Below are 26,495 nucleotides of genomic sequence, written 5' to 3'. Positions count from 1 at the left end.
CGCCCTGGGCCAGAGCCTGGGGGATGAAGGCGCGGCCGTCGGCGGCCGATCCCGGCAGGGCGACGAACAGGGCGCCGGGCGCGACCTTGCGGCTGTCGGCGGTCACGCCGGTGATGACGGGATCGGAGGCCACGTCGCGGCGCAGCAGGTCGGACAGGTGAAGCGCGCTCACAGCCCGTCCCCCGCCACGTCCTGATAGGCAGGAACCTTCTCGCCCATGGCGGTGCGCCAGCGGTCTTCGCGCCGCTCCACGCCCAGGAAGCCGGCGATGCGGTCGGCGATGTTCTTCACGGCCGGCGCCGCGACATAGGCGCCGGTCTTGGGATAGGTCCCCGGCTCGTCCATCACGATCAGGATGGCGTAGCGTTTGCCGTTCAGCGGACCATCGACGGGGAAGACCGCCGCGAAGGAGCCGAGCGCGTGGCTGGGGTCGTAACGGCCGCCGACCAGCTTGTTGGCCGATCCGGTCTTGCCGCCCACGCGCAGGCCGGGCGCGTCGGCGAAACCGCCCGACCCCTTGACCACATTGCGGCGCATCAGATCCAGAATGGTGCGCGAGGTTTCCTCGGTGACGACCTGCTGGGGCTGGACGCCGCGCGCCCCGCCCTTGCGCAGGCTCAAGGGGATCATGCGCCCGCCGTTGGTCAGGGCGCCCATGGCCTGTATCATCTGGGCCGGGGTGATCATGATGCCGTAGCCGAACGACAGCGACGCCAGGGTCGAGTTGTCCCAGCGGCGCGGCGCGACGGGCTTGGCCGATTCCTTCAGTTCGATCCTGGCGGCGTCCAGCAGACCCAGCCGCTGGAAATAGCTGCGCATCACGTCCGGCCCCATCTGCACCGCCAGTTGCGAGGTGCCGATGTTGGAGGAGTGCAGATAGACCTCTTCCAGGGTCATCACCCGGTTCTGGGCGTGGAAGTCCTTGATCTTGCGGTCGCCGATCTGGAAGGCCTGGGAGGCGTCGAACAGGGTGTTCATGTCCGCCCGACCGGTGTCCAGGCCGGCGGCGACGGTGAAGGTCTTGAACACCGACCCCATCTCATAGTGGCCCGAGACGGCGCGGTTCAGCGTCGCCCCATCGGGCGCCGCGCCGCGATTGGCCGAGTTGAAGGTCGGCCATGAGGCCATGCCCAGCACCTCGCCGGTCTGGACGTCGGTGACGATGCCGACGGCGCCCTTGGCCTGGTTCTTGATCGCGGCGGCGGCCAGTTCGTTCTCCAGCACGCCCTGGACGCGCAGGTCGATGGACAGGGGGAAGGTCTCGCCCCGCTGGCCCGCCGCGCGGATTTCGTCGTTGAAGGCCAGTTCGGCGCCCGACACGCCCTGCCCGCCCGTATCGGCGTCGCCGATCAGGTGGACGGCCGAGGTTCCCAGCGGATAGGCGCGGCGATCCTCGGGCTCGAAGGTGACGCCGCCCAGAGCCAGGTCGTGGACGGCGGCCTTTTCCTGGGGCGTCAGGCCGGTCAGGGCGATCAGGCGGCGGTCGCCGGCCAGAACCCGCTTCAGCCGGTCGCTGGAGATACGCGGCAGGGCGCGGCGCAGCTGGCGATAGGCCAGGTCGCGATCCCAGATCTCGGCGGGGTCGATATAGAGGCCGTAGTGGACGATGTTGGTGGCCAGCAGCTCGCCGTTGCGATCCGTCAGATCGCCGCGCACCAGGGCGTCGGGATTGGCGCCGGCGCCGCGTCCGCCGCCGGGAGCCAGGAGCGCCTTATAGGACGCGCCCAGCGCCAGCCCGACGAAGACGCACGAAAAGACGATCAGGATCAGGAAGATGCGGACGCGCGTGTCCTCTTCCGGCCGGGCGTCGGCGCGGGCGCGTTCGAACCCATGCTCCAGCCGCCAGACCAGTTCGGACAGCCAGCGCCAGAACGGCGACAGGCGACCCTGCAGCCGCTCCTGGAAGTCGCCGCCCGGCGCGGGGCGGTGATAGCGATGATCCTGAACGCTCATTGCGGCGTCTCATGAGCGGGGGCGAGCGCGGCGTCGTCGGCGATTGCGGGCGCGGCCGGCGTCGCAGCGGGGGCGGCGGAGGTGGCGGTCGGCTTCGCGGCGGGGGCGGCGGGCTTCAGGGCGGTCAGCTGACCCTCCCCCGCCTGGCGGTGAACGTCGACCGGAGCCATGCCGATCTGGCGCGACAGGGCCTCCAGCCGGGCGGGCTGCTCCAGACGGGCGACCTCGGCGCGCAGCAGGCGGACCCGCTGGCCGTTCTCGCGGATGTCCTGCTCCAGCTGGGCGATGCGGCTGCTTTCGCGCGCGGCGGCGGCCTTGGCGGCATAGACGGACACGATCATGATCGCGACCAGGGCCACGCCGATGATCTCGACCCAGCGCACGCCGCGCACCTTCCAGTCGAACAGACGCTGAAGAGCGGTGCGGCAATAGGTGAAGAAGGGCGCCGTGGTCATGCCGCCGCCCTCCCCTCGATCTTGCCCCAGGCCGGAGCCTCTGTGCGGACCGCTGCCCGCAGCTTGGCCGAACGGGCGCGGGGATTGGTCGAACGCTCTTCGTCGCCTGCCTCGCGCGCACCCTTGAACTGAAGCGTGAAGCTGGGCTTGCGCGGATCGACCGTCATCGGCGCGTGGCGCGAACCGGCGGGGGCGTTGCCCGTGCGTTCGGTCAGGAAGGCCTTGACGATGCGGTCTTCCAGCGAATGGAAGGTGACGACGGCCAGACGCCCGCCGGGCGCCAGGGTCGCCTCGGCCGCCTCCAGCCCGCGCTCCAGTTCGCCCAGTTCGTCGTTCACGGCGATGCGCAGCGCCTGGAACACGCGCGTCGCCGGATGGATGGGCGCGCCGCGACGGCCGCCCAGGGCCTTTTCGACCACCTCGGCCAGATCCAGGGTGCGGGTGAAGGGCTGTTCGACACGGCGACGCAGGATGGCGGTGGCGACGCGGCCCGACTGACGCTCCTCGCCATACAGTTTGAAGATGTGGGCCAGGGGCCCGTGGTCCCAGGTGTTGACGATGTCGGCGGCGGTCGCGCCCTCATCCGACATGCGCATGTCCAGCGGCCCGTCGCGCATGAAGGAGAAGCCGCGCTCGGCCTGATCCAGCTGCATGGACGACACGCCGATGTCGAACACGGCGCCGTTCAACTTCGCCGCGCCGCTGTCGGCGAAAGAACTTTCAGCGAAGGCTTGGGCCAGGCCCGAGAAGGGGGTGCGGATCAGCTGGAACCGGCCGGGAAAGTCCTCAGCGACCGCCTCGGCGTGCGGCTGAACCGTCGGGTCGCGGTCCAAGGCGATGACCTGGGCGCCCGTCTTGAGGATGGCGCGGGTGTAGCCTCCGGCGCCGAAGGTGGCGTCGATCATCACATCGCCGGGCGCGGGCGACAGGGCTTCGATCACCTCGGCCAACAGGACGGGGGCGTGGGGAGAATTGGGGGAAGCGTCAGTCACGATCCGCCTCCCGCCAGTTTCATCTGGGCCTGCAGCTTCAGGGCGCCGATCTGGGCCATTCCGGCCTTGGCCAGGGCGCGCTGCTCGGCGCGGCGGCCCGCCCATTTCTCGCGCGACCAGATCTGGAAACGGTCATTCAGACCGACGATGACGACGGTGTCGTCCAGCCCCGCCTCGGCGCACAGGCTTTCCGGCAGGGTGATCCGACCGCCGGAATCATAGGCCAGGCGCACCTGCTCGCCCATGACCTGCCACTCCAACGCCGAACGCTCCTCGGAGCCGAACGGCAGGGCCTCGATCATTTCGGCATAGACGGCGAACAGGCGGTCGCCGCCCGCCTCCAGACAGTCAGCCTCGATGGAAGGGAAGATGAAGACGCCGCCGGCCGCGCCGTTTTCGGCCGTGCGGAAATCGTTGGGGATCAGGAGACGGCGCTTGCCGTCCAGCTGCTTCTCATAGGTCGAGAGAAACACGCCCTGCCCAATCGGACCCTTCGGCCCGTCCCTAGATGCCTGACGAACGCCCGCCGCGCCCGCCTTTCAGCCCCAAATCATGATTTTGGGATAGCATGGGACGAAATGGGCCTCAATGGGATAGAGACCAAGATTTAACCATGTTTTGACGTGTGGTGACCTGAACACGCCTATCGATAAGGAACATACACAGAACATGCAAAGTATTCACAGCCTGTGAAGCGTTCTAACCTTCGTTGCACCGACAAGAGGTTAAGGAAGACAGGGCTGCGCCTGATCCGCCAGAACGCTGAAATGCGGGGATAATCCGAACACGGACCACGATGGCGCATTCGGACAGGCCGAGGGCCGACAAGCCCTGAGGAAGAATATGCCAGACGGCCTGTAAGCCGGGTTTTGTTCCGCTCCGAAAAGCGGCGACGATCATTCCTCTGGACCGACCATTGCTGATCGGTTCTCGCGACCTACCCGGACATCTGAGGCGGTGAACCCCGCGAGCGAGCCCGCGCGATGTCCCTATTTGGTCTTGCTCCAGGCGGGGCTTGCCATGCCGTCCCTGTTGCCAGGCACGCGGTGGGCTCTTACCCCACCCTTTCACCCTTACCGGCCTCGCAAGGCCGGAGGTTTGCTTTCTGTGGCGCTATCCCTCGGGTCGCCCCGGGCGGAAGTTATCCGCCGCCTTTTCACCGTGGAGCCCGGACTTTCCTCGACGGGATCAAGTCCCGCCGCGACCGCCCAGCCGTCTGGCGCGCGCTAGATGCGCGTAACTGGAGCGAAGGTCAATCCAGCACGCCCGTCACGCTTTCGGCGCTGGCGAGTTGGAGCAGGCCGACCAGGCGGGCGCGGGTTTCCCCGTCGGCGACGCCGTCGATGCGGCCGGGGCGCCAGTGGCGCTGGAAGGCGCGGACGGCGGTTTCGGTGTCCGCATCATAGTCGCCGCCGGGTTTCAGGCCATAACCCAGCCGGTGCAGCCCGGCGCGCAGAACGATGACGCCGATGCCTTGGTCGCCCTTTTGCAACAGGCCGCCCAGGGCCTGTATGCGTTCGGGCGCCGGCTCGAACCACAGGCCATGACCGGCCTCGGCCAGACGTTTCCAGGGAAAGCGTTCACCGGGATCTTCCTTGCGGTCCGGCGCCAGGTCGGAATGGCCGATGATGCGGTTGTCGGGGATGGTCCAGCGGCTGCGGATGTCGCCGATCAGGACTATGACCGCCGCGATCTGAGCCCCGGGAAAGTCGCGATAGCCCAACTCATGGCCCGGATTGACCATCTCTATGCCGATAGAGGCGGCGTTGCAGTCGTCCTGGCCCTGCCAGACGCCGCGACCGGCGTGCCAGGCGCGCCGTTCTTCCGGCACAAGCTGGAAGATGCGGCCGTCTTCCTCGATCAGATAATGGGCCGAGACCTTGGCCTCGGGATCGCGCAGGCGCGCCAGGGCGGCCTCGCCGGTCTGCATCCCTGTGTAATGAAGCACCAGCATGTCGGGCGGCGCACGGCGCGCGTCGAAGTTGGGCGAAGGCGCGTCGATGAAGGCGATCATGAAGGCGTGGCCTCAGCGGCCGTTGCGTTCCCAGCCATAGGCGACCCAGGCGCCGTCCACCTTGTGCGCCTCGATCAGGTCGGGATCGCCGGCGCGGCGGCGCGGCGTCATGGTGCGACGGGTCCGCATCACCAGACCGACCAGGAAGACCAGCACCCCGGCGAACAGGGCGATCACCGCCACTGCGGCGGCGGTGAAGACGGCCAGAACCGCCCCCACGGCCATGGCGGCGACGGCCGCAATCATGCCGGCGAGCCACATCACCGAGGCGACCAGGCCGTTGGGACGGCGGCGGGCGGCGAAACCGATAGTGGCGAGACGTTCAGGCTGGAACATGGATCATCCTTTCAGGCGATCCGGGGAACGCCTGAATCGCAATGTCGGTCCATCGGGGCCTGCGGTCAATGGACTGCGGCGCACAGCCGCGCTGCGACGCCCCCGTCAGAACATCGGCTGGTCGGCCAGGACCACGGCGCCCTGGCTGCGCATCCGGTCGCTGTCGATCCGCCGCATGACCGCCTGGGCCTGGGGATCGGCCATCACCCCGCCCAGCGTGACCAGGGCCTTTGCGGCCTCGGTCTGGACGCCGAACATTTCGGAAAGGGCCTGCCACGGCGACTTCTCCTTGGGGAAATGTTTGAAGCGCACGGACTGGTCGGCGGGAATCTTGGCCAGCTGCTTGGCCTTTGCCACCGCCTCGGTCAGGCCGCCCAGTTGATCCACCAGCCCCAGCGGCAGGGCCTGCGCGCCCGTCCAGACGCGACCCTTGGCGATCTCGCGCACCCGTTCCGCCGGCAGTTTGCGGCCCGTGGCGACGCGGCTGATGAAGTCGTCGTAGATGCGGTCCATCTGACCCGAGAAGGCCGCGCGCTGGGCCGGGGTGAAGCTTTGGCTGGGCGAGAAGGCGTCGGCGTATTCGCCGCCCACCGTCAGGCCGCGCATGTCGACGCCGAAGCGGCCCAAAGCGTCGGCCAGCACGAACTTGCCGCCGAACACGCCGATGGAGCCGGTCAGGGTGGTCGGCTGGGCCACGATCCAGTCGGCTTCGGAACTGACCCAATAGCCGCCCGAGGCCGCATAGGCGCCCATGGAGACCACCACCGGCTTGCCGACCGCCCGCGCCGCGCGCACGGCCGCCAGGATCTGTTCGGACGCCTCGGGCGAGCCGCCGGGCGAGGAGACGCGGAAGACGATGGCCTTGACGTCCTTGTCCTCGATAGCGTCGTAGATGGCCTCTGCCGTGTCGTCGGAATGGATGGACGACCCGCCGCCGAAGCCGCCCCCGCCGCCTCGACCGGTGACGATGGCCCCCTCGCCGCCCACGATGGCGATGGCGTTCCGGCCCGAGCCGGCGCGTTCGCCCTTCTGGCTCAGATATTTGCCGAACTCGACGATCTGGGCGCCCTTGCCGGCGCGGGCCTTGACGGCGATCTCCGCCTCCTCGACCTGGCCGACCTTGTCGATCAGGCGGTTGGCCAGGGCCTGTTCGGCCGTATAGGGGCCGGCCTCGACCAGGGTCTTCAGCGCCGGGGCCGTGGTCTTGCGATCCTGGGCGGCGTGGCCCAGGGCGCTGTCGTAGATGGAGGTCATCCAGGCGGTCATGGCCTCGCGGTGCGGGCCGGTGTAATCGCTCTGGGTATATTCGTTGACGGCGTTCTTGTATTCGTAGCGCTGCTCGAACTCGGCCTTCACCCCGTATTTCTGGAAGGCGCGCCCCAGGAACAGGCTGTCGGCCGAGAAGCCCACGGCCTGGAAGCCGGCGGTGTTCTGCATCCACAGCTCCGACGCCGAGGCCCCGACCATATAGGTGGACATCACCGCCCCCATCGGCGCGAAGCCCTGGCTGTGGGCGATGACCGGCTTGCCCGAGGCGCGGAAGCGGTGGATGGCCTGGCGCAGTTCGTCGGCGGTGGCGGGCGTCATACCGCTTTCCGGCAGGCGGATCAGCACGGCCTTGACGCTGCTGTCGCCCTGGGCCTGCTGCAGGCCATCGACCACGCGGGTCAGGGCCAGACCGGAGCCGCCGAAGGCCGCGAACGGATTTGACGACGGCTGGTCGGTGATCCCGTCGCGCAGGTCCAGCTCTAGCACCGTATTGGCCGGGGTCGTCGGCTTGGACGTCGAGGCGACGGCGACCGTCAGCAGCACCACGGGAATCACGACCACGAACAGGATCAACCCGGTGAAGACACCCAGGACCGTCAGAAAGAATTGCTTCATCGGAGGGAAAACGCGCGCTCGCAGGCCGGAAATGGCCGGGCCAGCATAGGGGGCGCGCCGCCGTCGTCAAATGAAGCTGTCGCATGACGGCGACCATCGCGGCCGCTCATGTTGCAATGCAGCGGCGGCGATTGATGCAGACGGCGAAAATCCCTATATGAGCGGCCTGTCGGCGCGGCCTGAAATCGCGCGTGTAATACGAGGAGACCGGGCGATGCTGGTCACCCTGATGAAGTCCAAGCTGCACCGGGCCACGGTGACCCAGGCCGATCTCGATTACGAGGGATCGATCGCCATCGACATGGATCTGCTGGACGCCGCAGGCATCTATCCGCACGAACAGGTCGATGTGCTGAACATCACCAATGGCGCGCGTTTCACCACCTACGCCATCGAGGCCCCACGCGGCTCGCGCGTCATCGGCGTCAATGGCGCCGCCGCCCGCCTGGTCCAGAAGAACGACAAGGTCATCGTGGTCACCTATGGCCAGATGCCCCAGGAAGAAGCCCGTCAGTGGAGCCCGAACGTGGTCCTGCTGGACGACGCCAACGCGATCAAGCCCGCCGGCTGAAGCCGTCTCCTCCCCACATCGTGGGGAGGGGGACCGTCGGCGCAGCCGTTGGTGGAGGGGCTCTCGACGCCCAACGAAATGCAAAAAGGCCCGCCGTCGCCGGCGGGCCTTTCTTCGTTTCGGCCGACAGGATCAGCGGGCAATGTCGTAAACGCCCGTGATATCGATCCGCACCGTCAGTTCGCCCGCCGACACCGGCGTGCTCTCGTCGCGGACGGCCATGGCGCGCGCAGCGAACATCGGCACAGGCGGCTGGGGCGTATAGCCGCCGCCTTCGGTCAGGTTGCGTATGCCCGACAGCTGGACGTTCAGCGACTGGGCGTACAGCTGGGCCTTGGCCTGCAGGTTGCGAACCGCCAGTTGGCGCGCCTGGTTCTCGGCCGTCGTTGGGTCCTTCAGGCCGAAGCTGATGCCGTCGATCTGGTTGACGCCGGCCGCGACCACGGCGTCGGCGGTTCCGCCCACCTTGGTCAGGTCGTTGATCACCACCGTCACACGGTTGACCGCCTGATAGCCGCGCAGCTTGGGCGGTTCGTTCTGCTGATAGTCATATTGGGCCGACAGGTTCAGGCCCGAGGTCTGGATGTCGCGCTCGGCGATGCCCGCACGACGCAGGGCGGCGACGACGCGCGTCATCTGGGCAGCGTTGTCGCGCATGGCGGCCTGGGCGGTCGGCGCCTCGGTCTGGACGCCGAAGGTGATGGTGGCCATGTCGGGCGCGGCCTTGACCTCGCCATAGGCCGACAGGTTCAGCGACGGCGCGGGCTGCATCATGTGCATGGCTCCCATGGAGGGTTCGGAAGTTTGGGCCATGGCGCGCGGCGTGGCGGCGGCCATGAAGGCGGCGGCGGCGACCGCGCCTCCCAGAGCCAGCGTCTTCAGGGCGGGGGTGGTCAGGCGCTTGGCGCTCAGGGTGCGGGTCATGCGGTTCGTCTCCGTATTCGATCCAGAAGCGACGGGCTCGTCGATCCGTTGCGGGGACCTTGGCCGTTCTCGCCTGAATGAACGCCCTTCGAGGCTTTGCAGTTTCCGTTCATCTTGATGAATTCGACGAAAGACAACCTTCTGAAGCGCCTGCGCTTGGCAAGCCGCGCCCGCGCCTGCTAGGCGAACCTCCTTCCGCCGAGGCGCGCCTTGGGGGCCTGTAGCTCAATGGTTAGAGCCGACCGCTCATAACGGTCTGGTTGGGGGTTCGAGTCCCTCCGGGCCTACCACTCCTCAAACGAAAACGGCGGCCCCGGAGGGCCGCCGCGTCGGTCTTGGATGGCGCCTTGGAGATCAGGTGACTTTCTTGGCGACGGTGACGCCGAGCACGAGGAAGACCGCGAAGACGATCAGGGCGACGACGAACAAGAGTTTGGCGATGCCGGCGGCTGCGCCTGCTATGCCGCCGAAGCCCAGCAGGCCCGCCACGACGGCGATTACTGCGAAGATCAAAGCCCATTTCAACATTGCGTTCTCCTTTGACTGCACAACGACAGCGGTGAGACGGAGTTCCGGCGGGGCTCGCAAATCGTGGACAGATTGTCGCAGAGACGGGGCAGGAACGGACGTCGCGCCTCCCCTCCCCTTCTGAAGGTGGTCCCCCTATATGGCGGGCCTGATCGCTTTCGGAGTTTTCCCCATGGCCTATGTCGCACGCACCGACCGACCCGCCGACAAGGCGGCGCGCTATCATGAGGTCGAGGCGGAAATCCTGGCCGTGCTGGATGGGGAGCCGAACGTGACGGCGCGGATGGCGACGGTCGCCTCGATGCTGGCGGATGCGTTCGAACACTATTTCTGGACCGGCTTCTATGTCGTGGCGCCGGACAGGGCGGACGAACTGGTGGTCGGGCCTTATCAGGGAACGCTGGGCTGTCTGCGGATCGCCTTCGGGCGCGGGGTTTGCGGGGCGGCGGCGGCGACTGGGCAGACGCAGTTAGTCGAGGACGTTCATGCCTTCCCCGGCCACATCGCCTGCGACAGCCGTTCCGCCAGCGAGATCGTGGTTCCGGTGCGGGATGCGTCGGGCGCCCTGATCGCCGTGTTCGACGTGGATGCGACGACCCCGTCCGCCTTCGACACCGAGGATCAGATTGCGCTGGAGCGTCTGATGGCGCGGGTGTTCGCGACCGGTTGATCGCGTGATGGGCGGCTCTATGGTTCCTGGCGACAGGGAGGATGCGATGAGCCAGCGGACGATGGCGATCACGGGCGGGCACGGTGTCCTGGGCCGGGCGGTTCTGGAGGCGGCGCTGAACGCCGGCTGGCAAGTCGCCGTCATCGATCATGCGACGGGCCATGCCGTGCCGAACGGCGTGCTGGAGGTCGGCGGGATCGATCTGACCGACGCCGATCAGGCGCAGCGGGCCGTCGATACGGTGATCGCGCGGTTCGGACGGCTGGACGCCCTGCTGAACATCGCCGGCGGCTTCGTCTGGCAGACGACCGACGACGCCGCCCCGGCCTGGGACCGGATGCACGCGCTGAACGTGACCACGGCGCTGAACGCCAGCCGGGCGGCTCTGTCGGCGCTGAAGGCCTCGCCAGAGGGGCGGATCGTCAATGTCGGATCGGCCGCCGCCCTGAAGGCCGGCGCCGGCATGGGGGCCTATGGCGCGGCCAAGGCCGGGGTCCACGCCCTGACCCAGGCGCTGGCCGAAGAGTTGAAGAGCACATCCGTCACCGTCAACGCCGTCCTGCCCTCCATCATCGACACCCCCGCCAACCGCAAGGCCATGCCCGACGCCGATCCGGCGGCCTGGGTCGCGCCGGCCGATCTGGCGGCGGTGATCCTGTTTCTGGCCTCGTCCGAGAGCCGGGCCATGACCGGCGCCCTGGTGCCCGTGACGGGCCGAGTCTGATGCGAAGCGACCGGGTTCGCAGCGTCCTTTATCTGCCCGCCTCCAACGCGCGAGCCATCGAGAAGGCCCGGACGCTGGATTGCGATGTCGCCGTGCTGGACCTGGAGGATGCGGTGGCGCCCGAGGCCAAGGCCGCCGCGCGCGACGCCGCCGTAGAGGCGGTTCGGGGCGGCGGGTTCGTGCCGCGCCTGGGCGTGCGGATCAACGGGCTGGACACCGACTGGGGGCTGGACGACCTGGCGGCGATGAAGGCGGCGGGGGCCACGCTGGTCGTCGCGCCCAAGGTGGAGACGCCCGAGGCGGTGCACGCCCTGTCCGCCGGCCTGGCCAAGGGTTGCGCCCTGTGGGCCATGATCGAGACGCCGCGCGCCCTGCTGGCCCTGGCCGACATCGCTGCGGCGGACGGGGCGCTGGACGGGCTGATGCTGGGGGTCAACGACCTGGCCAAGGCGCTGGGAACGGGGGCGTCGCCGGATCGGGAGCCGTTCAAGCCCTGGCTGGCGTTGCTGGTCGCCGCCGCGCGGGCCAACGGATTGCTGGCCATCGACGGGGTGTTCAACCGGATCGACGACGCGGACGGGCTGGCGGCCGAGGCGGCGCAAGGCAGGCTGTATGGGTTCGACGGCAAGAGCCTGGTCCACCCGTCACAGATCGCCGGGGCCAACGTCGCCTTTTCGCCTTCGGAGGCCGAGATCGCGCAGGCCCGCGCTGTGGTCGCCGCCTTCGCGGAGCCGCAGGCAGAAGGTCAGGGCGCGATCCGGGTGAACGGGGCGATGGTCGAACGGCTGCATCTGGAACAGGCGCAGGCCGTGCTGGCGCGGGCGGATTGACCGCCCGTCTCCTCCCCACTCGTGGGGAGGGGGGCCGCCCCCAGGTCTCGCCAAAGGCGAGCCCGAGGACAGGCTACGCGGTGGAGGGGCTCTTTAAAGTCCCACAAGCGCCTGTGATGCGGTGCAGAACCCCTCCGTCTCTCCGCTGCGCTTCGAGCCACCTGCCCATGAAATGGGGAGGAGACAATGGGATCGGACCTAGCGGGTGGGAGGCAACCGCCCTAAACCTCGCGTCAAACCTCAGCGGACCCGCCTTGCCCCTCCCCTCTGACACATCTGCAAGAATCCCGGCCTGGGTCTGTGCGCCCGGCGTGCTGAAGGTTCCGTTCCTAAACGTCTTCCTGGCCGACTACGACCTGCGGCGACTGCCGGGGGACGATGTTCAGGCCGTGCTGGGCTGGGGGATGAAGCCGACGGCGGCAGCGGGGCGAAGGTGGGCGCAGAAGAAGAGCCGGCCCTATGTGGCGCTGGAGGACGGGTTCCTGAGGTCGGTCGGGATCGGCGAGACGGGGGCGACGAGCCTCAGCCTGATCGTCGATGATCTGGGAGTCTATTACGATGCGACGCGGCCCAGCCGGCTGGAGCATCTGATCCAGACGGCCGACGACTGGTGCGACGCGGCCATGATCGCGCGGGCGCGCGGGCTGATCGACCGGATCGTGGCGTCAGGCGTGTCCAAGACCAATATGGGCGGGCCGCTGGATTCGGGCCTGCTGAAGCGCGGCCGCCGCGTGCTGATCGTGGACCAGACGTTCGGGGACGCCTCCATCGCCCATGGGCTGGCCACGGCGCAGAGTTTCGACGACATGATCGCGGCCGCCCGACGCGACGAGCCGGACGCCCAGTTGATCGTCAAACGCCACCCGGCGGTGGCGGCGGGCAAGAAGCGCGGCTGCGTGACGGACCTGACAAGCGTCACCCTGGTCGATACGGACGTGCGGCCCGCCGACCTGCTGGCGGCGGTGGATGCGGTCTATTGCGTCACCTCGGCCCTGGGGTTCGAGGCGCTGTTGCGCGGCCTGCCGGTGCGCTGTTTCGGGGTGCCCTTCTATTCCGGCTGGGGCCTGACGACCGATGCGGTCCAGACCGGACGCCGGGGCGCTGCGCGATCGATCGAACAGGTCGCCGCCGCCGCCCTGATCGCCTACAGCCGCTATGTCGATCCGGTGACGGGCTACGGTTGCGAGGCCGAACAAGCCTTGGAGCGGTTGATTGCGCTGCGCGACCGGGCCGACCGGCTGGCGGGGTCGTGGTCGGCGGTGGGGTTCGCGCCGGCCAAGCGGCCGCCGGTGCGCCGCCTGCTAAATTCGCCCAAGGCGACGATGCGCTATTTCATGTCGCCGTCGCGCGCCGCCGCCCATGCCAAGGCGACTGAAGGCCGGCTGATCTGGTGGGCGGGCAAGGAGAGCGAGGCGACGCGGCAGGCGGCGGCTGCGTTTGACGGCCAGACGGTGCGGATGGAGGACGGCTTCATCCGCTCGCGCGGCCTGGGGTCCGATTTCGTCGGCGCCCTGTCGGTCGCCCTGGATGATCAGGGCGTCTATTACGACCCGTCGCGGCCGTCGCGGCTGGAGACCCTGATCGAGACCTCTGACCTTTCGCCGGTCCGGTTGGCGCGGGCGGCCGCCCTGCGGATGCGCGTGGTCGATGCGGGCCTGTCGAAATACAATCTGAGGGGTCAGGCGCCGACCGGCTGGCCAGTCGATCGCGACATCCTGCTGGTCGTCGGTCAGGTGGAGAACGACAAGTCCATCCTGCTGGGGTGCGCGCCGGATCTGAACACCAACTCGGCCCTGGTGGAGGCGGCGCGGCGCGATCATCCGGACGCCTTTCTGGTTTACCGCAATCACCCCGACGTGCTGGCGGGCAACCGGCCGGGGCGGCTGGACGCCGGAGCCATGGCCTCGGTCGATGCGGTGGGCGACGGGTTGGATATCGTGGACTGTCTGAACGCCTGTCGGCGGGTGGCGACCCTGACCTCTCTGACGGGGTTCGAGGCCCTGATGCGGGGCAAGGCGGTGTCGGTCTATGGCCGGCCGTTTTATGCAGGCTGGGGCCTGACCGACGACCGACTGAGGTTCGAGCGTCGCCGCCGCCGCGCCGGCGTCGATCATCTGGTCCACGCCGCTTTGATCGCCTATCCCCTCTATGTCACGCCCGAGGGCTGGCCGTGCGAGGCCGAGGATCTGGTGGACCGGCTGATCGGCGCGCGCGACCAGCCGACGCCCAAGGCGCCGCGCGGCCAGGTGCAGCGCTGGGCCGCCGGAATCATCGCCAGTCTCGACCGCAGGCCGCCACCGTCCTATTAACGGGGTTCGTAAAGGAAACCCGCTTCCAGTGTCCAAAGCCGTCATCGCCGCCACCGGCCTCTTCACCCCCGAACAGTCGGTCTCCAACGCCGAACTGGTCGACAGCTACAACGCCTGGGCCGACGGCTGGAACGCCCGCCACGCCGCCCAGATCGAAGCCGGCGAACTGGAGGCCAAGGCCCATTCCTCGCCCGAGTTCATCGAAAAGGCGTCGGGGATCAAGAGCCGCTTCGTGCTGGACAAGGCCGGCATCATCGACCCCGAGCGGATGGCCCCGAACCTGGCTGAACGGTCGAACGACGAAATCTCCATCCTGGCCGAGATGGCGGTGAAGGCCGCGCGTCAGGCGATCGCGGCCTGGGGCAAGCCGGTCTCGGAGATCGGGGCGGTCCTGTGCGCGGCGTCCAACATGCAACGCGCCTATCCTGCCATGGCCATCGAGGTGCAGCAGGCGCTGGGGATCGAGGGCTTCGCCTTCGACATGAATGTGGCCTGCAGTTCGGCGACCTTCGGCATCAAGACGGCGACGGACTTCATCGCCGGCGGGTCGGTTAAGGCCGTGCTGATGGTCAACCCCGAGGTCTGTTCGGCCCACCTGAACTTCACCGACCGCGACAGCCATTTCATCTTCGGCGACGTGGCGACGGCCGTGATCGTGGAATTGTCCGAGACGGCCGGTCCGGGCGGCTGGGACGTGCTGGGCACGCGGTTGAAGACGACCTTCTCGAACAATATCCGCAACAACTTCGGCTTCTTGAACCGCAATGCGCGCGACACCGCGCATCTGGACAGCCCGGTGGCCGATGACAGCATTCAGAACGACAAGCTGTTCATCCAGCAGGGCCGCAAGGTCTTCCGCGACGTGGTGCCGATGGTGTCGGACATGATCGTGGATCACGCGGGCGAACTGGGCGTCGACCCGCATGGGCTGAAGCGCCTGTGGCTGCACCAGGCCAACATCAACATGAACACCATGATCGGCAAGAAGGTGCTGGGGCGCGAACCGGCGGCGGACGAGAACGTCATCATCCTGGACGACTACGCCAACACCTCCTCGGCCGGGTCGATCATCGCCTTCCATCTGCACAACGACGGGTTCGAGGCGGGCGAGACGGGGCTGATCTGCAGCTTCGGCGCCGGCTATTCGGCCGGCACCGTCTTCGTTCGCAAACGGGCCTGAAGCGAGGGTCGGCGTCATCCTGCCGGGCGAGCGCCGGTCGGATGGGCCGCCTTGCATCCCCTGACGCGGCGGATGCGGTTCTCCACGCGGAAATATTCTTCGCAGCCCTTGGAGAACCAAAGCGCGCGACCCGCGTTATGTCAGGTTAATTCGCATCCATGCTGATTCTCGCGCGGCGACGCTTGAAACTGTCACAAGTTTTTGTCACCCATTCGCCTGTCGAGAACAGGGGATATCCCAGATGGCTCACGCGACGCCTAAGCAGGTGCTGGAAAGCCTGGCCAAGGACATCGCCGCCGTGCTGAAAAGCATGGGCGGTTCGGCGCATCAGAACATGGTGGTCGATTGCATCGCCGCCATGCGGCGCCAGCGCGGCGAGGCGGTCAATCCGCCCGATCTGCGCAACAAGATCATCGAAGCCTTCGAACAATATCGCGACTGGTTCGTGCGCCCGTTCGGCGAAGGCTCGCAACGCTGGGCCCTTGCCGGCGACTTCGCCTGACATCACGGTCCTGAACGCGAAAGGCGCGCTCCTTGCGGAGCGCGCCTTCGTCGTTTCGACTGACCTTGAAGATCAGAAGCGACGGATGTAGCTGACCGAATAGGCGTCGGCCTTGCCCGCGTCGTCGCGGTAGTCGCGGCGGGTCCAGTCGGCGCGCACGCCGTTCACGCCGTCCACGAAGTAGTTGGCGCCGGCGCCATAGTTCCAGCTGTCGCCGCCGACGTCGGTGTCGGCGCCCGGGAACTTCTGCTTCAGCTCGGTGTGGCCGTAGCCGCCGCGCGCGAACAGTTCCAGCTTGTCGGAGACCGGCACCTTGCCGACCACGTAACCGGCGGCGTCCCACTCCTGCTTGATCTCGCCATCGACGCCCGCGACGGTGAAGTCGTCATGCTTGACGCCGACCGAAGCTTCGGTCTCGACGGCGATGTAACGGTTTAGGTTCACGCCCAGACGACCCGTGACGGCGCCCGTCGTTGCATTGTCACCTTCAAGATGAGTGTAGCCCAGCGAGCCGTAACCACGCGGTTCGGGATTGGTTTGAGCAAATGCCGGCGCGGCGATTGCGGAAACGGCGACGGCGGCGAGAAGAATGTTACGCATTGTTTCTTATTAACTCCTAGATGTGATGACCAGGCCGATCATCAGCCCCATCCAGCGAGTGCTTAAATAGGTCAGACCTTCATCTGTTCCAGAGGCCACAGAACACGACGAATGCCTGTGGACGCCGGGACACATACGGCGTTCCGTCAAGGTTGGCGGTTTTGTGACAGAAAAAAGGGCGGCCTCCGCAGAGATCGCCCCTTGTTCCTTCCCGCTCCCGTCGTCCTCGGGCTTGACCGAGGATGACGGCAAGACGTCTCTGGCCTCAGCGATCCTTCTCGCGCTCGATATCCAGCGCGGCCTGGGCCGCCGCCAGCCGGGCGATCGGCACGCGGTAGGGCGAGCAGGAGACGTAATCCAGCCCGGCCTTCTCGCAGAAGGCGATGGACGACGGATCGCCGCCGTGTTCGCCGCAGATGCCCAGCTTGACCTCGGGCCGCACGGCGCGACCGCGCTCGGCGGCGATCTCGATCAGGCCGCCCACGCCGTCCTGGTCCAGACGCACGAACGGGTCCGTCTCGAAGATGCCCTTGTCCAGATAGGCCTGCAGGAACCGGCCCGAGTCATCGCGCGAAATGCCGAACGTCGTCTGGGTCAGGTCGTTTGTGCCGAAGCTGAAGAACTGGGCGTATTCGGCCAGGTCCCCGGCGCGGATGGCGGCGCGGGGCAGTTCGATCATGGTGCCGACCAGGTAGTCCACGCTGTCGCCCGCCTCTTCGAACACGGCCTTGGCGGTGCGGTCGGTCAGTTCGCGCAGATATTTCATCTCCAAACCCAGGGCGACCAGCGGGTGCATGATCTCCGGGATTGGCGCCAGACCCGATGTTTGCTTGACCTCCAGCGCGGCCTCCAGCACGGCCCGGACCTGCATCTCGTAGATCTCGGGATAGGCCACGCCCAGGCGGCAGCCGCGATGGCCCAGCATGGGGTTGGTCTCGTGCAGTTCCTTGGCGCGACGCTTCAGCTTGTCGGCGTCGATGCCCGAGGTCGCGGCCAGGGCGTCGATGTCCTCGTCCGTATGCGGGATGAACTCGTGCAGCGGGGGATCCAGCAGGCGCACCGTCACCGGCAGGCCGGCCATGATCTCGAACAGCTCCACGAAGTCCGACTTCTGGAACGGCGCGATCTTGGCCAGGGCCGTGCGGCGGCCCTTCTCGTCATCGGCCAGGATCATCTCGCGGACAGCGGCGATGCGGTCCTCGTCGAAGAACATATGCTCGGTGCGGCACAGACCGATGCCCTCGGCGCCGAAGCCGCGCGCGGTCTTGGCGTCCAGCGGGGTCTCGGCGTTGGCGCGGACCTTCAGGCGGCGCACCTTGTCGGCCCAGCCCATCAGGGTCTGGAAGTCGCCGGTCAGCTCCGGCTCGATCATCGGCACGGCGCCGTCCAGCACCTCGCCCTTGGAGCCGTCGATGGTGATGACCTCGCCGGCCTTGAAGGTGCGGCCGCGCGCGGTGAAGACGCCCTTGGCCTCGTCGATGTGGATTTCACCCGCGCCCGAGACACAGGCCCGGCCCATGCCGCGCGCCACCACGGCGGCGTGGCTGGTCATGCCGCCGCGCGCCGTGACGATGCCGCGCGCCGCGTGCATGCCGTGAATGTCTTCGGGGCTGGTTTCCTCGCGCACCAGGATGACCGCCTCGCCAAGACCGGCCAGGCGTTCGGCCTCGTCGGCGTCGAAGACGATCTTGCCGGTGGCGGCGCCGGGCGAGGCCGGCAGGCCGGCGGCGACCACGGTGCGGGTCGCATCCGGGTCCAGCGTCGGGTGCAGCAGCTGGTCCAGGGCCGACGGCTCGACCCGGCTGATGGCCTCTTCCTGAGAGATGACGCCCTCGGCGGCGAGGTCCACGGCGACCTTCAGCGCCGACTTGGCGGTGCGCTTGCCGTTGCGGGTCTGCAGCATCCACAGACGGCCCTGTTCGACCGTGAATTCGATGTCCTGCATGTCGCGGTAGTGGCTTTCCAGCTTGCCGACGACCTCAACGAACTGACCAAAGACTTCCGGCATGGCCTCTTCCATCGAGGGGGCGGTCTCGCCCATCTCCTCGCGGCCGATCTTGGTCAGGCTTTGCGGCGTGCGGATGCCCGCCACCACGTCCTCGCCCTGGGCGTTGATCAGGAACTCGCCGTACAGGCGCGCCTCGCCGGTGGAGGGGTTGCGGGTAAAGGCCACGCCCGTCGCGGACGTCTCGCCCATGTTTCCGAACACCATCGACTGGATGTTGACGGCGGTGCCCCAGCTTTCGGGAATGTCGTGCATGCGGCGATAGAATTTCGCCCGGTCGTTCATCCAGCTTTCGAACACGGCGCCCACGGCGCCCCACAGCTGGTCCTTGGGATCCTGCGGGAAGGCGTGGCCCAGTTCGCGCTCGACCACGGCCTTGTAGTCGGCGACCACCTTTTCCCAGTCGGCGGCGCTCAGGTCGGTGTCGACGGTGACGCCCAGACGGTCCTTGTGCTGGTCCAAAACCTCTTCGAAATCGTCATGGCTGAGGCCCAGCACGACATTCGAATACATGGTGATGAAGCGGCGGTAGCTGTCGAAGGCGAAACGACGGTCGCCCGACAGCTTGGCCAGACCTTCGACCGTCTGGTCGTTCAGCCCCAGGTTCAGCACCGTGTCCATCATGCCCGGCATCGACGCCCGCGCGCCGGACCGCACCGACACCAGCAGCGGATTGTTCACATCGCCGAACGTCTTGCCGACGATCCCCTCGACCTTCTCCAGCGCCGTCTGGACCTGGGTTTCCAGGTCGGCCGGATAGGTTTCGCCATTGGCGTAATAGTGGGTGCAGACCTCGGTGGTGACGGTGAAGCCCGGCGGCACCGGCAGGCCCAGCGACGACATTTCCGCCAGATTGGCGCCCTTGCCGCCCAGAAGGTTCTTCATCGACGCATCGCCGTCGGCGGAGCCTCCGCCGAAGCCGTACACCCACTTGGTCATCTTGCAGTCCCTGAGCTTTGTCGGATCATGCGGCGGGTTGCCCCCGCTCGCACATGCAGCATGATCTAGCGCGGGCGATCCGGCTTGGCCATGGCGGATGTAACAATGCGTGACCGGGAGAGCGGTTTCTTGACGCACGAAGGCTCCGTATCGCGCGCCCGCGTTCTTCGTCGCGCCCTGACGCCGCCCGAAGCCCGACTGTGGGTCCACCTGCGCCGCCGCGCGCTGGATGGCCTGAAGTTCCGCCGCCAGCATCCGGTCGGCGTCTATGTGCTGGATTTCTATTGCGCGGAGGCGATGCTGGCAGTCGAAGTGGATGGCGAAAGCCATGAGGGCCGAGGCGAGCACGATGCGCGAAGGACGCGCTGGCTTGCGACCCAGGGCATTGCAGTCATCCGCGTGTCGGCGGAACAGGTGCGGGTGGACCTGGGTGAAGTACTCGATTTCATCACCGCGACGGCACGGGACCGAATCCGCAGCTAATAGCCCCTCCACCACTTCGTGGTCCCCCTCCCCACAAGTGGGGAGGAGACGATGCGGCGAAGTCCCGTCTCCTCCCCATTCCATGGGGAGGTGGCTCGGAGCGCAGCGGAGAGACGGAGGGGTTCTGCCCTACCCCGCGATCTGGCCGAAATCCGCGACCTGCCCCATCACGTCGCGCACCTGGCCCAGCAGCTTCAGGCGGTTGTCGCGTTCCTCGGCCACGTCGGAGTTGACCATGACGGTCTCGAAGAAGGCGTCCACCGGGGCGCGCAGGGCGGCCAGAGCCGTCATGGCGGCGGCGAAGTCCTCGGTTTCCAGCGCGGCCTCGACGGCGGTGCGGGCGGCCCCGACGGCGAAGGCCAGGGTGGTCTCGGCCTCGGGCTGGTTCGGCAGGCCGGTCTGGACCATGCCGCTCGGCAGCGGACCCTTCTTCTCCTCAGCGCGCAGGATGTTGGAGGCGCGCTTGTAGCCGGCCAGCAGATTGGCCCCGTCGTCGGTGGCCAGGAAGGCGGCCAGCGCCTCTACCCGACGCACGATGCGAACGAGGTCGTCGTCGCCCAGGGCGAAGACGGCGGCGACGAGGTCGTGACGCTGGCCACGGTCGCGCAGGAGAACGGTCAGGCGGTCGGCGAAGAAGGCCAAAATAGCTTCGATTGCATGGACAGTCCGGTCCAACTGCTGGCTGTCCGCTTCGGATGAATGTGGCGCATCCGCTGCTATCGCAGCCTCTACCCAATCGTACAGTTTGGGTTGGGAGAGTCCGGCCTGAACTTGGGCTCTGGTGACATCTAAAAGGGCTGTCTCAAGTCGAGTCGCCCGTGCAACTGCTGCGACGGTGCGTACCCTCAGGCTCGGCAGAACCAACAACTGGCGTAGCGAAATCGGTCGATTTGTCTCCAGCACCAGCCTTATCACACCCAGCGCCGCTCTCCGCAGAGCGAACGGGTCCTTCGAGCCCGTGGGCTTTTCGTCGATGGCGAAGAAGCCGACCAGGGTGTCCAGCTTGTCGGCCAGGGCGACGGCGACCGTGACGGGCGCGGTCGGGACTGTGTCGGCGGGACCTTGGGGTTTGTAGTGGTCGCGCACGGCGTCGGCGATGACGCCGGAATGGCCGGCGAGACGGGCGTAATAGCCGCCCATGATCCCCTGCAGTTCGGGGAATTCGCTGACCATGCCCGACACCAGGTCGGCCTTGGACAGTTTCGCGGCCGTCTCGGTCTCGTCAGGATCGGCGCCGACCAGCGGGGCGATCTCACGCGCCAGGGCGGCGATGCGTTCGACCCGCTCGGCCAGGGTGCCCAGTTTGGCGTGGAAGGTGACGCCGGACAGTTTGGCGTTCCAGGCGTCGAAGCCGACCTTCTGGTCCTCGTCCCAGAAGAAGCGGGCGTCGTTCAGGCGGGCGCTCAGCACCCGGCTGTTGCCGGCGGCCAGGGCCTTGCCGCCGTCGGTCGCCTCGACATTGGCGACGACCAGGAAGTTGGGGGCCAATTTTCCTGAAGAATCTGGGCCGTCGCCCGACGGATCGCGCACGGCGAAATACTTCTGGTGCACCTTCATCGACAGCTGGATCACTTCCGGCGGCAAGGCCAGGAACTGCGGGTCCATGTCGCCCAGGATCGGCGTCGGCCATTCGGCCAGCCCCGCCACCTCGTCCAGCAGGCCATCGTCATCGACCAGCACCAGCCCGCGCGCGGCGCAGGCGGCCTTGGCCTGTTCCAGAATACGCAGCTTGCGATCAGCGACGTCCAGCAGGACGAAGTTCTTCTCCAGCTGGGCGCGATAGTCTGCGAAGTCGCTGACCCGCAAGGGTTCGCCCGAACCCAGGAACCGATGGCCCTCGGTGATCGCATCGGAGGCGATGCCGTCGATCTCGAACGGGACCACCGCCCCGTCGAACACGCACAGGATGCGTTTGATCGGCCGCACCCAGCGCAGCGTGCCGGAACCCCAGCGCATCGACTTGGGCCAGGGGAAGGCGCGCACGATCTGATCGACCGTCTCGGCCACCAGATCGGCGGTCGCGCGGCCCTTGGACGACAGGACGGCGAACAGCACGCCGTCGCGCTCCACCAGTTGGTCACGGGTCAGACCGGTCTTGCGCAGGAAGCCGTCCAGGGCCTGGGCGGGGGCCGAGGTCTTGGGCCCCTTCACCTCTTCCTCGCGGTCGGGCGTGGCGGCGGGCAGGCCGTCGATCACCAGGGTCAGACGACGCGGCCCGGCGTAGGTGGTCAGGGCGTCCCAGGTCAGGCCAGCGGCTTTCAGGCGGTCGGAGATCATGCGCTCGAGGTCGCGCGCGGCGCCCTGCTGCATCCGGGCGGGGATTTCTTCGGAGAAGATTTCGAGGAGGAGTTGGGGCATCAGGCGGTTTTCCGCTCTTGTTCGACGTAAGCGAGGGCGCAGGCTTTGCAGAGTTCGCGGATGCGGCCGATGTAGCTTTGGCGCTCAGCCACGGCGATGGCGCCGCGTGCATCCATCAGGTTGAACAGGTGGCTGGCCTTCAGTACTTGGTCGTATGCGGGCAGGACCAGCGGCTGGCCCTGAGGCCCGGTCATGGCCAGAAGGCGCGAGACCTCGGCCACCATGTCCTCGAACCGGCGCTTCAGACCATCGACGTCATAGCCGTGGAAGTTGGCCGCCGACTGCTGGCGCTCGTTCTCCAGGAAGACCTCGCCATAGGTCAGGCCCTCCTTGGTGAACTTCAGGTCGTACACATTGTCCACGCCCTGAACATACATGGCCAGACGCTCCAGCCCGTAGGTCAGCTCGCCCGACACCACATCGACCTCGATGCCGCCGACGCCCTGGAAATAGGTGAACTGCGTCACCTCCATCCCGTCGCACCAGACCTCCCAGCCCAGGCCCCAGGCGCCGACGGTGGGGTTTTCCCAGTCGTCCTCGACGAAGCGGATGTCGTGCAGCTTCGGGTCAATGCCGATGGCGGCCAGCGATCCCAGATACAGTTCCTGCAGATTGTCCGGGTTCGGCTTCAGGATGACCTGGTATTGGTAATAGTGTTGGAGGCGGTTGGGATTCTCGCCATAGCGGCCGTCGCCGGGACGGCGGCTGGGCTGGACGTAGGCGGCCTTCCAAGGCTTTTGGCCCAGGGCGCGCAGCACCGTCGCCGGGTGCAGCGTCCCCGCCCCCACCTCGATGTCATAGGGTTGCAGGATGGCGCAGCCCTGATCGCCCCAATAGCGGTGAAGGGTCAGGATCAGGTCCTGAAACGCGAGCGGCTCAGTCGGGGTGGTCAAATCGGGCTCGGGAGGGGCTGCAAAAAGGACGGCGGACCATAGGGCCCGCCGCCTCTCGCTTCAACACGCTGCGCCCGCCCATTTGGCGGCGGGCGAAACCCGGCCCGTCTTATTGCGGGGTCGGGGCGGTCTGTTCACCGCCGTCCGGGGTCGGATCGACCTGGCCGTCGGTCGGATTCTGGACCGGAGGCGAGGCGGTGGTGGTGGTCGTCGCAGCCGGTTCGCCGGTCGGCGCCGTGGGGGCGGCGTCGGCCGGGGCGGCGGCTTCCTCGTCGCCCATGGCGGCCATGGACTGGGCCGGGTTCAGCACCTTGTCGATGGGGAAGACCGCGCCGTTGGAGGCGTCAAGCTCGGCGCTGACAACGGTCGCGCCGTCCGCCTTGATGGCCGAGCCGGTGCCGTCCAGCAGGATCTGGCTGTCGGCGGCGGTCGGCACGCCGCCCTTCTTGCCCTGGATCTGATCGGGCGTCACATCGGCGACGATGACATGATAGAGCAGCAGTTGGCGCAGCTCGGCGGCGTTTGCCGGGTCCATCAGGCGGGTGCGATCCGCCTCGGACAGGGCGGCGAAGGCCGCATCCGTCGGGGCGAAGATCGAGATGGCCGGGCGGCTGGCCAGGGTGTCGGTCAATTGGGCGGCGTCCAGGGCGGCCAGAAGCGTGGTGAACTGACCGCTGGATTTCAGCACATCGACCACGGTTTCTGCGGCGGCGGGCGTGGCCTGGGTCGCAGCGGTTTGGGCGGGGGCGACCTCCTGCATCACGGGCGCGGCGGCGGCAGGGGCCTGTTCCGGGGCCTGGGCCGGGGTTTCCGCAGGCGTCTGCGTCGGGGTCGCGGGGGCGGTTTCCTGGGCGAAGGCCGGGGCGGCCATCAGGGTGACCACGGCGGTCGCGGCAAGCAGTTTGGCACGAAGCATGACGATATCCTTTTTCTGTTTGAGGATCGTCATCGGGAGGGCGACGATCCGTTCCAGTCATCGGAACTGTCATGTCCAAGTCGGATACCGGCGATCCGGTTCCGAGTTTTCGTTACAAACCGTAACTCTTGTGATGATCGCGGCTGGACCTGGGCGAATGCTGGGCAAGACGCCCCAGATCGCCGGTATTCGGCCACAAGACTAAGGCGTTACTGCACAGCCAGTCGGGCCGATTGAACCCAGGCGGTCTGATGGGCTTGGGCCAGAATCGCCGCAGCCGCCTCTGCGGCTTCGACGGTCGGATAAAGACCGAACACCGTCGCGCCCGAGCCGGACATCCGCGTCATGCCGACGCCCGGCGTGGCGGCGACCGCGCGCAGGGCGTCGGCGATGGCGGGCGTCAGGGCCACGGCCGGCGCCTCCAGGTCGTTGCGCTGGCTCGACAGCCAGTCGACAACGCCGCCGATGCTCCAGTCGGCGGGCGGCGCCGGGCGATCCGCAGACGCGACGGGACCCGCGTCATAGGCCCGATAGACGCCGCCGGTGGGTGACGGAACCCCCGGATTGAACAGCACGGCCGGCAGCGGCGGCAGGCGCGGTTCGTCGGTCAGGACGTCGCCCCGCCCCTCGGCCCAGGCGGTCCGCATCCTGAGGCACATGGGACCGTCGGCGCCGACGACGGCGGCGACCGCCTCCAGCCCTGCATCGTCGATGTCGAGCGCCAGCACGTCGCGCGCAAGCTTCAGCGCCGCGCCGGCGTCCGAAGATCCCCCGCCCAGGCCCGCCGCGATGGGCAGGCGTTTGTCCAGCACGACCTTCAGCCCCGGTTCGCCCGCCCCGGACGCCTCGCCCAATCGACGCAGGGCGCGCAGGATCAGATTGTCGTCGGCGCCCGACAGGCCGGCGGCGAAGGGGCCGACGACATCCAGCGACAGCCGCTCGGCCGGTTCGACCGACACCCGGTCGCCCACGTCGGCGAAGGCCACCAGACTGCTGAGCGGATGATAGCCGTCCCCGTCCAGGGGCCCGACATGCAGGAACAGGTTGATCTTGGCCGGGGCCAGGGCGGTGCGGACGGTCATGGGCGCTGACTAACCCATGACCTGACGCATTTCATCCGTTCATCCGGGCCAATGATCGCAGATCAGTTCGAGACGCCGCCGGTCGAAGCCGGCTTATCCAGCCCATCGGCGATCTTGCGTTCGACCTCGGCGCGGCGTTCGTCGTCGGGGTTCAGCACCAGGACGCGGTTCCACAACCAGACGGCCTCGCGCCGGCGGCCGACCTTCCAGTAGGCGTCGCCCAGGTGGTCGTTGATCTCGGCGTTGGCCGGCTCCTTGTCCACGGCCTCTTCCAGGGTGCTGACCGCGACGTCGTACTGGCCCTGTTTGAACTGGGCCCAGCCCAGCGAGTCCTGGATGTTGCCGTTGTCGGGTTCCAGCGCGTGGGCGCGGGCGATCATGGCGGCGCCCTCCTGGACCCGCAGCCCCTTGTCCACCCACAGATAGCCCAGATAGTTCAGCATGTCGGCGTCGTTGGGCGCGGCCTGAAGCGCGGCCCACAGTTCGGCCTCGGCCTCTGTCGTGCGGTTCAGCGCCTCATAGGCGGCGCCGCGCAGGAAGTGGACGTTGGCGCCCTGATCGGCGGTGTTCAGCACCGGGCCGTCCAGCAGGGCCAGCGCCTCGTCGTGCTGCTTCAACTGCATCAGCTGACCGGCCAGAACCAGGGCGATCTGGCGGTTGTCGGGGCTGGCGGCGAAGGCGCGGCGCAGTTCGGTCAGGGCGTCCTCCGACTGGCCCTCCTCCTCCAGGCTGACGGCCATCTGGGCGCGGGCGGCGGCATAGAGCACCGGGTCCTCTGTCCCGATGCGCGACAGGGCGGCGCGGGCCGAGCTTTTCAGCCCGGCGCGGGCCAGCACCTGGGCCAGCTGATATTCGGTTTCGTCGTCGGGATAGAGGTTCTGTGCCAGACGCAGATAGACGGCGGCGAATTCGTTGCCCCGTTCGGCCGAGGCCTGGGCGGCGGCGGTGACCAGGGCCTGGGAGGCGCCTTCGCGCAGATCGGGCAAGGCGGGGGGCCGACCGCCGGCCTCGACCCGTTGCAGGGCGCGCGCCACGCCGGGATCGACTGGTTGAACCGCCATCGCCGCGCGATACAGGGCGATGGCGTCGTCACGGCGGCCGCGCCGCTCCATGAACTCGCCATAGGGGCGTTTGAACAGGGCGCCGATGGTCGGCGCCTCGGCCGCCGCCTTCAGCTCGACCTCGGCTGCGGCATAGTCGCGGCGGCGCTCCAGCAGGGACGCGCGGTTGGTGCGGGCGAAGGCCAGGGTCAGCGGATCGCCGGCGGTCGGCGCGGGCTGAAGCGCGCGGGTCCAGTCGTTGGCGGCGGCGGCGATCCAGGGCGCGACCAAGAGGCCGGCGCGGGCG

The 26,495-nt window shown here is 67.8% G+C and carries 25 protein-coding genes, 1 tRNA gene and 1 other RNA gene; 9 read left to right on the top strand and 18 right to left on the bottom strand.

Going from position 1 to position 26,495, the window contains the following annotated elements; translation table 11 throughout:
- From RTU05_RS08905 to sppA, 9 genes are all read right to left on the bottom strand, one after another.
- Window positions 1-172: Mur ligase domain-containing protein (locus RTU05_RS08905; RefSeq protein WP_312597545.1), on the bottom strand; the 172-nt coding region annotated here is incomplete at its 3' end.
- Entirely contained in the window at window positions 169-1,953 is a 1,785-nt protein-coding gene (locus tag RTU05_RS08900) for a penicillin-binding protein 2 (RefSeq protein WP_312597543.1), read from the bottom strand. The genes RTU05_RS08900 and RTU05_RS08905, both read right to left, overlap by 4 nt.
- The gene (locus RTU05_RS08895) at window positions 1,950-2,408 is read right to left on the bottom strand and encodes a cell division protein (protein WP_312597541.1); all 459 of its coding nucleotides are present in this window, start codon (window positions 2,406-2,408) and stop codon (window positions 1,950-1,952) included. The genes RTU05_RS08900 and RTU05_RS08895 overlap by 4 nt, the downstream gene beginning before the upstream one ends.
- On the bottom strand, window positions 2,405-3,400 hold the full coding sequence (gene rsmH, locus RTU05_RS08890; protein WP_312597539.1) for a 16S rRNA (cytosine(1402)-N(4))-methyltransferase RsmH: 996 nt from the start codon (window positions 3,398-3,400) through the stop codon (window positions 2,405-2,407). The genes RTU05_RS08895 and rsmH overlap by 4 nt, the downstream gene beginning before the upstream one ends.
- Window positions 3,397-3,873, bottom strand: a complete 477-nt coding sequence (locus RTU05_RS08885; protein WP_312597538.1) for a division/cell wall cluster transcriptional repressor MraZ — start codon at window positions 3,871-3,873, stop codon at window positions 3,397-3,399. The genes rsmH and RTU05_RS08885 overlap by 4 nt, the downstream gene beginning before the upstream one ends.
- A gap of 369 nt (window positions 3,874-4,242) precedes the next feature.
- An RNA gene (gene rnpB / locus RTU05_RS08880) (RNase P RNA component class A) lies at window positions 4,243-4,620 on the bottom strand.
- 32 nt (window positions 4,621-4,652) lie between these two features.
- Window positions 4,653-5,414: an N-acetylmuramoyl-L-alanine amidase gene (locus RTU05_RS08875; RefSeq protein WP_312597536.1), complete on the bottom strand. Its 762-nt coding sequence runs from the start codon at window positions 5,412-5,414 to the stop codon at window positions 4,653-4,655.
- A 12-nt stretch (window positions 5,415-5,426) separates the two neighbouring features.
- The gene (locus RTU05_RS08870; protein ID WP_292022202.1) at window positions 5,427-5,750 is read right to left on the bottom strand and encodes a hypothetical protein; all 324 of its coding nucleotides are present in this window, start codon (window positions 5,748-5,750) and stop codon (window positions 5,427-5,429) included.
- 105 nt (window positions 5,751-5,855) lie between these two features.
- On the bottom strand, window positions 5,856-7,634 hold the full coding sequence (gene sppA, locus RTU05_RS08865; RefSeq protein WP_312597535.1) for a signal peptide peptidase SppA: 1,779 nt from the start codon (window positions 7,632-7,634) through the stop codon (window positions 5,856-5,858).
- Between the two features lie 214 nt (window positions 7,635-7,848).
- Between sppA and panD the strand changes: the two genes are divergently transcribed.
- Complete coding sequence (gene panD / locus RTU05_RS08860) at window positions 7,849-8,205, top strand: aspartate 1-decarboxylase (protein ID WP_312597533.1); 357 nt, start codon at window positions 7,849-7,851, stop codon at window positions 8,203-8,205.
- A gap of 132 nt (window positions 8,206-8,337) precedes the next feature.
- Here panD and RTU05_RS08855 read toward each other — a convergent pair whose 3' ends face one another.
- Window positions 8,338-9,129, bottom strand: coding sequence for an SIMPL domain-containing protein (locus RTU05_RS08855; RefSeq protein WP_312597531.1), 792 nt, complete (start codon window positions 9,127-9,129; stop codon window positions 8,338-8,340).
- 214 nt (window positions 9,130-9,343) lie between these two features.
- On the opposite strand from RTU05_RS08855, the gene RTU05_RS08850 reads away from it, so the two are divergent.
- Window positions 9,344-9,419, top strand: a tRNA-Ile gene (locus tag RTU05_RS08850).
- A 64-nt stretch (window positions 9,420-9,483) separates the two neighbouring features.
- On the opposite strand, the gene RTU05_RS08845 is transcribed toward RTU05_RS08850, so the two are convergent.
- Window positions 9,484-9,657: a DUF1328 domain-containing protein gene (locus tag RTU05_RS08845; protein ID WP_248120315.1), complete on the bottom strand. Its 174-nt coding sequence runs from the start codon at window positions 9,655-9,657 to the stop codon at window positions 9,484-9,486.
- Window positions 9,658-9,829: 172 nt separating this feature from the next.
- On the opposite strand from RTU05_RS08845, the gene RTU05_RS08840 reads away from it, so the two are divergent.
- From RTU05_RS08840 to RTU05_RS08815, 6 genes are all read left to right on the top strand, one after another.
- A complete protein-coding gene (locus RTU05_RS08840) occupies window positions 9,830-10,327 on the top strand; it encodes a GAF domain-containing protein (RefSeq protein ID WP_312597529.1) in 498 nt (165 codons plus the stop codon).
- Between the two features lie 46 nt (window positions 10,328-10,373).
- Window positions 10,374-11,051, top strand: a complete 678-nt coding sequence (locus tag RTU05_RS08835) for an SDR family NAD(P)-dependent oxidoreductase (RefSeq protein WP_312597528.1) — start codon at window positions 10,374-10,376, stop codon at window positions 11,049-11,051.
- A complete protein-coding gene (locus RTU05_RS08830; protein WP_312597527.1) occupies window positions 11,051-11,881 on the top strand; it encodes a CoA ester lyase in 831 nt (276 codons plus the stop codon). The genes RTU05_RS08835 and RTU05_RS08830 overlap by 1 nt, the downstream gene beginning before the upstream one ends.
- A gap of 254 nt (window positions 11,882-12,135) precedes the next feature.
- Window positions 12,136-14,190: a capsular polysaccharide biosynthesis protein gene (locus tag RTU05_RS08825; RefSeq protein ID WP_312597525.1), complete on the top strand. Its 2,055-nt coding sequence runs from the start codon at window positions 12,136-12,138 to the stop codon at window positions 14,188-14,190.
- Between the two features lie 28 nt (window positions 14,191-14,218).
- The gene (locus tag RTU05_RS08820; RefSeq protein WP_312597523.1) at window positions 14,219-15,370 is read left to right on the top strand and encodes a beta-ketoacyl-ACP synthase III; all 1,152 of its coding nucleotides are present in this window, start codon (window positions 14,219-14,221) and stop codon (window positions 15,368-15,370) included.
- Between the two features lie 241 nt (window positions 15,371-15,611).
- Window positions 15,612-15,872 carry a hypothetical protein gene (locus tag RTU05_RS08815; RefSeq protein WP_312597521.1) on the top strand — a complete coding sequence of 87 codons (261 nt, stop codon included), beginning with the start codon at window positions 15,612-15,614 and terminating at the stop codon, window positions 15,870-15,872.
- Between the two features lie 72 nt (window positions 15,873-15,944).
- Here RTU05_RS08815 and RTU05_RS08810 read toward each other — a convergent pair whose 3' ends face one another.
- Window positions 15,945-16,472, bottom strand: coding sequence for a porin family protein (locus RTU05_RS08810; protein ID WP_312597518.1), 528 nt, complete (start codon window positions 16,470-16,472; stop codon window positions 15,945-15,947).
- Between the two features lie 265 nt (window positions 16,473-16,737).
- Complete coding sequence (gene ppdK / locus RTU05_RS08805; RefSeq protein ID WP_312597516.1) at window positions 16,738-19,416, bottom strand: pyruvate, phosphate dikinase; 2,679 nt, start codon at window positions 19,414-19,416, stop codon at window positions 16,738-16,740.
- 129 nt (window positions 19,417-19,545) lie between these two features.
- Here ppdK and RTU05_RS08800 point away from each other — a divergent pair, with 129 nt between their 5' ends.
- Window positions 19,546-19,899 carry a DUF559 domain-containing protein gene (locus RTU05_RS08800; protein ID WP_312597514.1) on the top strand — a complete coding sequence of 118 codons (354 nt, stop codon included), beginning with the start codon at window positions 19,546-19,548 and terminating at the stop codon, window positions 19,897-19,899.
- A gap of 129 nt (window positions 19,900-20,028) precedes the next feature.
- Here RTU05_RS08800 and glyS read toward each other — a convergent pair whose 3' ends face one another.
- The 5 genes from glyS to RTU05_RS08775 all read right to left on the bottom strand — a co-directional run.
- The gene (glyS, locus tag RTU05_RS08795; RefSeq protein WP_312597512.1) at window positions 20,029-22,257 is read right to left on the bottom strand and encodes a glycine--tRNA ligase subunit beta; all 2,229 of its coding nucleotides are present in this window, start codon (window positions 22,255-22,257) and stop codon (window positions 20,029-20,031) included.
- On the bottom strand, window positions 22,257-23,150 hold the full coding sequence (locus RTU05_RS08790; RefSeq protein WP_312597510.1) for a glycine--tRNA ligase subunit alpha: 894 nt from the start codon (window positions 23,148-23,150) through the stop codon (window positions 22,257-22,259). Before RTU05_RS08790 ends, glyS begins: the two co-directional genes overlap by 1 nt.
- Window positions 23,151-23,259: 109 nt before the next feature.
- A complete protein-coding gene (locus RTU05_RS08785) occupies window positions 23,260-24,066 on the bottom strand; it encodes a fasciclin domain-containing protein (protein ID WP_312597508.1) in 807 nt (268 codons plus the stop codon).
- Window positions 24,067-24,275: 209 nt separating this feature from the next.
- Window positions 24,276-25,148: a 4-(cytidine 5'-diphospho)-2-C-methyl-D-erythritol kinase gene (locus RTU05_RS08780; RefSeq protein WP_312597506.1), complete on the bottom strand. Its 873-nt coding sequence runs from the start codon at window positions 25,146-25,148 to the stop codon at window positions 24,276-24,278.
- 62 nt (window positions 25,149-25,210) lie between these two features.
- On the bottom strand, window positions 25,211-26,495 hold a 1,285-nt coding region (locus RTU05_RS08775; protein WP_312597504.1), incomplete at its 5' end, for a tetratricopeptide repeat protein.

It is taken from the genome of Brevundimonas sp., assembly GCF_032017145.1.
Classification (GTDB): domain Bacteria; phylum Pseudomonadota; class Alphaproteobacteria; order Caulobacterales; family Caulobacteraceae; genus Brevundimonas.
The sequence above is the reverse complement of the archived record's forward strand: the minus strand, read 5'-3'. Positions and strand labels throughout refer to the sequence as shown.

What these genes read in the sequence shown, in the direction of transcription:
- RTU05_RS08900 (WP_312597543.1), bottom strand. Translation starts at nt 1,953, where the DNA reads ATGAGCGTTCAGGATCATCGCTATCACCGCCCCGCGCCGGGCGGCGAC.
- RTU05_RS08895 (WP_312597541.1), bottom strand. Translation starts at nt 2,408, where the DNA reads ATGACCACGGCGCCCTTCTTCACCTATTGCCGCACCGCTCTTCAGCGT.
- RTU05_RS08875 (WP_312597536.1), bottom strand. Translation starts at nt 5,414, where the DNA reads ATGATCGCCTTCATCGACGCGCCTTCGCCCAACTTCGACGCGCGCCGT.
- RTU05_RS08870 (WP_292022202.1), bottom strand. Translation starts at nt 5,750, where the DNA reads ATGTTCCAGCCTGAACGTCTCGCCACTATCGGTTTCGCCGCCCGCCGC.
- sppA (WP_312597535.1), bottom strand. Translation starts at nt 7,634, where the DNA reads ATGAAGCAATTCTTTCTGACGGTCCTGGGTGTCTTCACCGGGTTGATC.
- panD (WP_312597533.1), top strand. Translation starts at nt 7,849, where the DNA reads ATGCTGGTCACCCTGATGAAGTCCAAGCTGCACCGGGCCACGGTGACC.
- RTU05_RS08855 (WP_312597531.1), bottom strand. Translation starts at nt 9,129, where the DNA reads ATGACCCGCACCCTGAGCGCCAAGCGCCTGACCACCCCCGCCCTGAAG.
- RTU05_RS08845 (WP_248120315.1), bottom strand. Translation starts at nt 9,657, where the DNA reads ATGTTGAAATGGGCTTTGATCTTCGCAGTAATCGCCGTCGTGGCGGGC.
- RTU05_RS08840 (WP_312597529.1), top strand. Translation starts at nt 9,830, where the DNA reads ATGGCCTATGTCGCACGCACCGACCGACCCGCCGACAAGGCGGCGCGC.
- RTU05_RS08835 (WP_312597528.1), top strand. Translation starts at nt 10,374, where the DNA reads ATGAGCCAGCGGACGATGGCGATCACGGGCGGGCACGGTGTCCTGGGC.
- RTU05_RS08830 (WP_312597527.1), top strand. Translation starts at nt 11,051, where the DNA reads ATGCGAAGCGACCGGGTTCGCAGCGTCCTTTATCTGCCCGCCTCCAAC.
- RTU05_RS08815 (WP_312597521.1), top strand. Translation starts at nt 15,612, where the DNA reads ATGGCTCACGCGACGCCTAAGCAGGTGCTGGAAAGCCTGGCCAAGGAC.
- RTU05_RS08810 (WP_312597518.1), bottom strand. Translation starts at nt 16,472, where the DNA reads ATGCGTAACATTCTTCTCGCCGCCGTCGCCGTTTCCGCAATCGCCGCG.
- ppdK (WP_312597516.1), bottom strand. Translation starts at nt 19,416, where the DNA reads ATGACCAAGTGGGTGTACGGCTTCGGCGGAGGCTCCGCCGACGGCGAT.
- glyS (WP_312597512.1), bottom strand. Translation starts at nt 22,257, where the DNA reads ATGCCCCAACTCCTCCTCGAAATCTTCTCCGAAGAAATCCCCGCCCGG.
- RTU05_RS08785 (WP_312597508.1), bottom strand. Translation starts at nt 24,066, where the DNA reads ATGCTTCGTGCCAAACTGCTTGCCGCGACCGCCGTGGTCACCCTGATG.
- RTU05_RS08780 (WP_312597506.1), bottom strand. Translation starts at nt 25,148, where the DNA reads ATGACCGTCCGCACCGCCCTGGCCCCGGCCAAGATCAACCTGTTCCTG.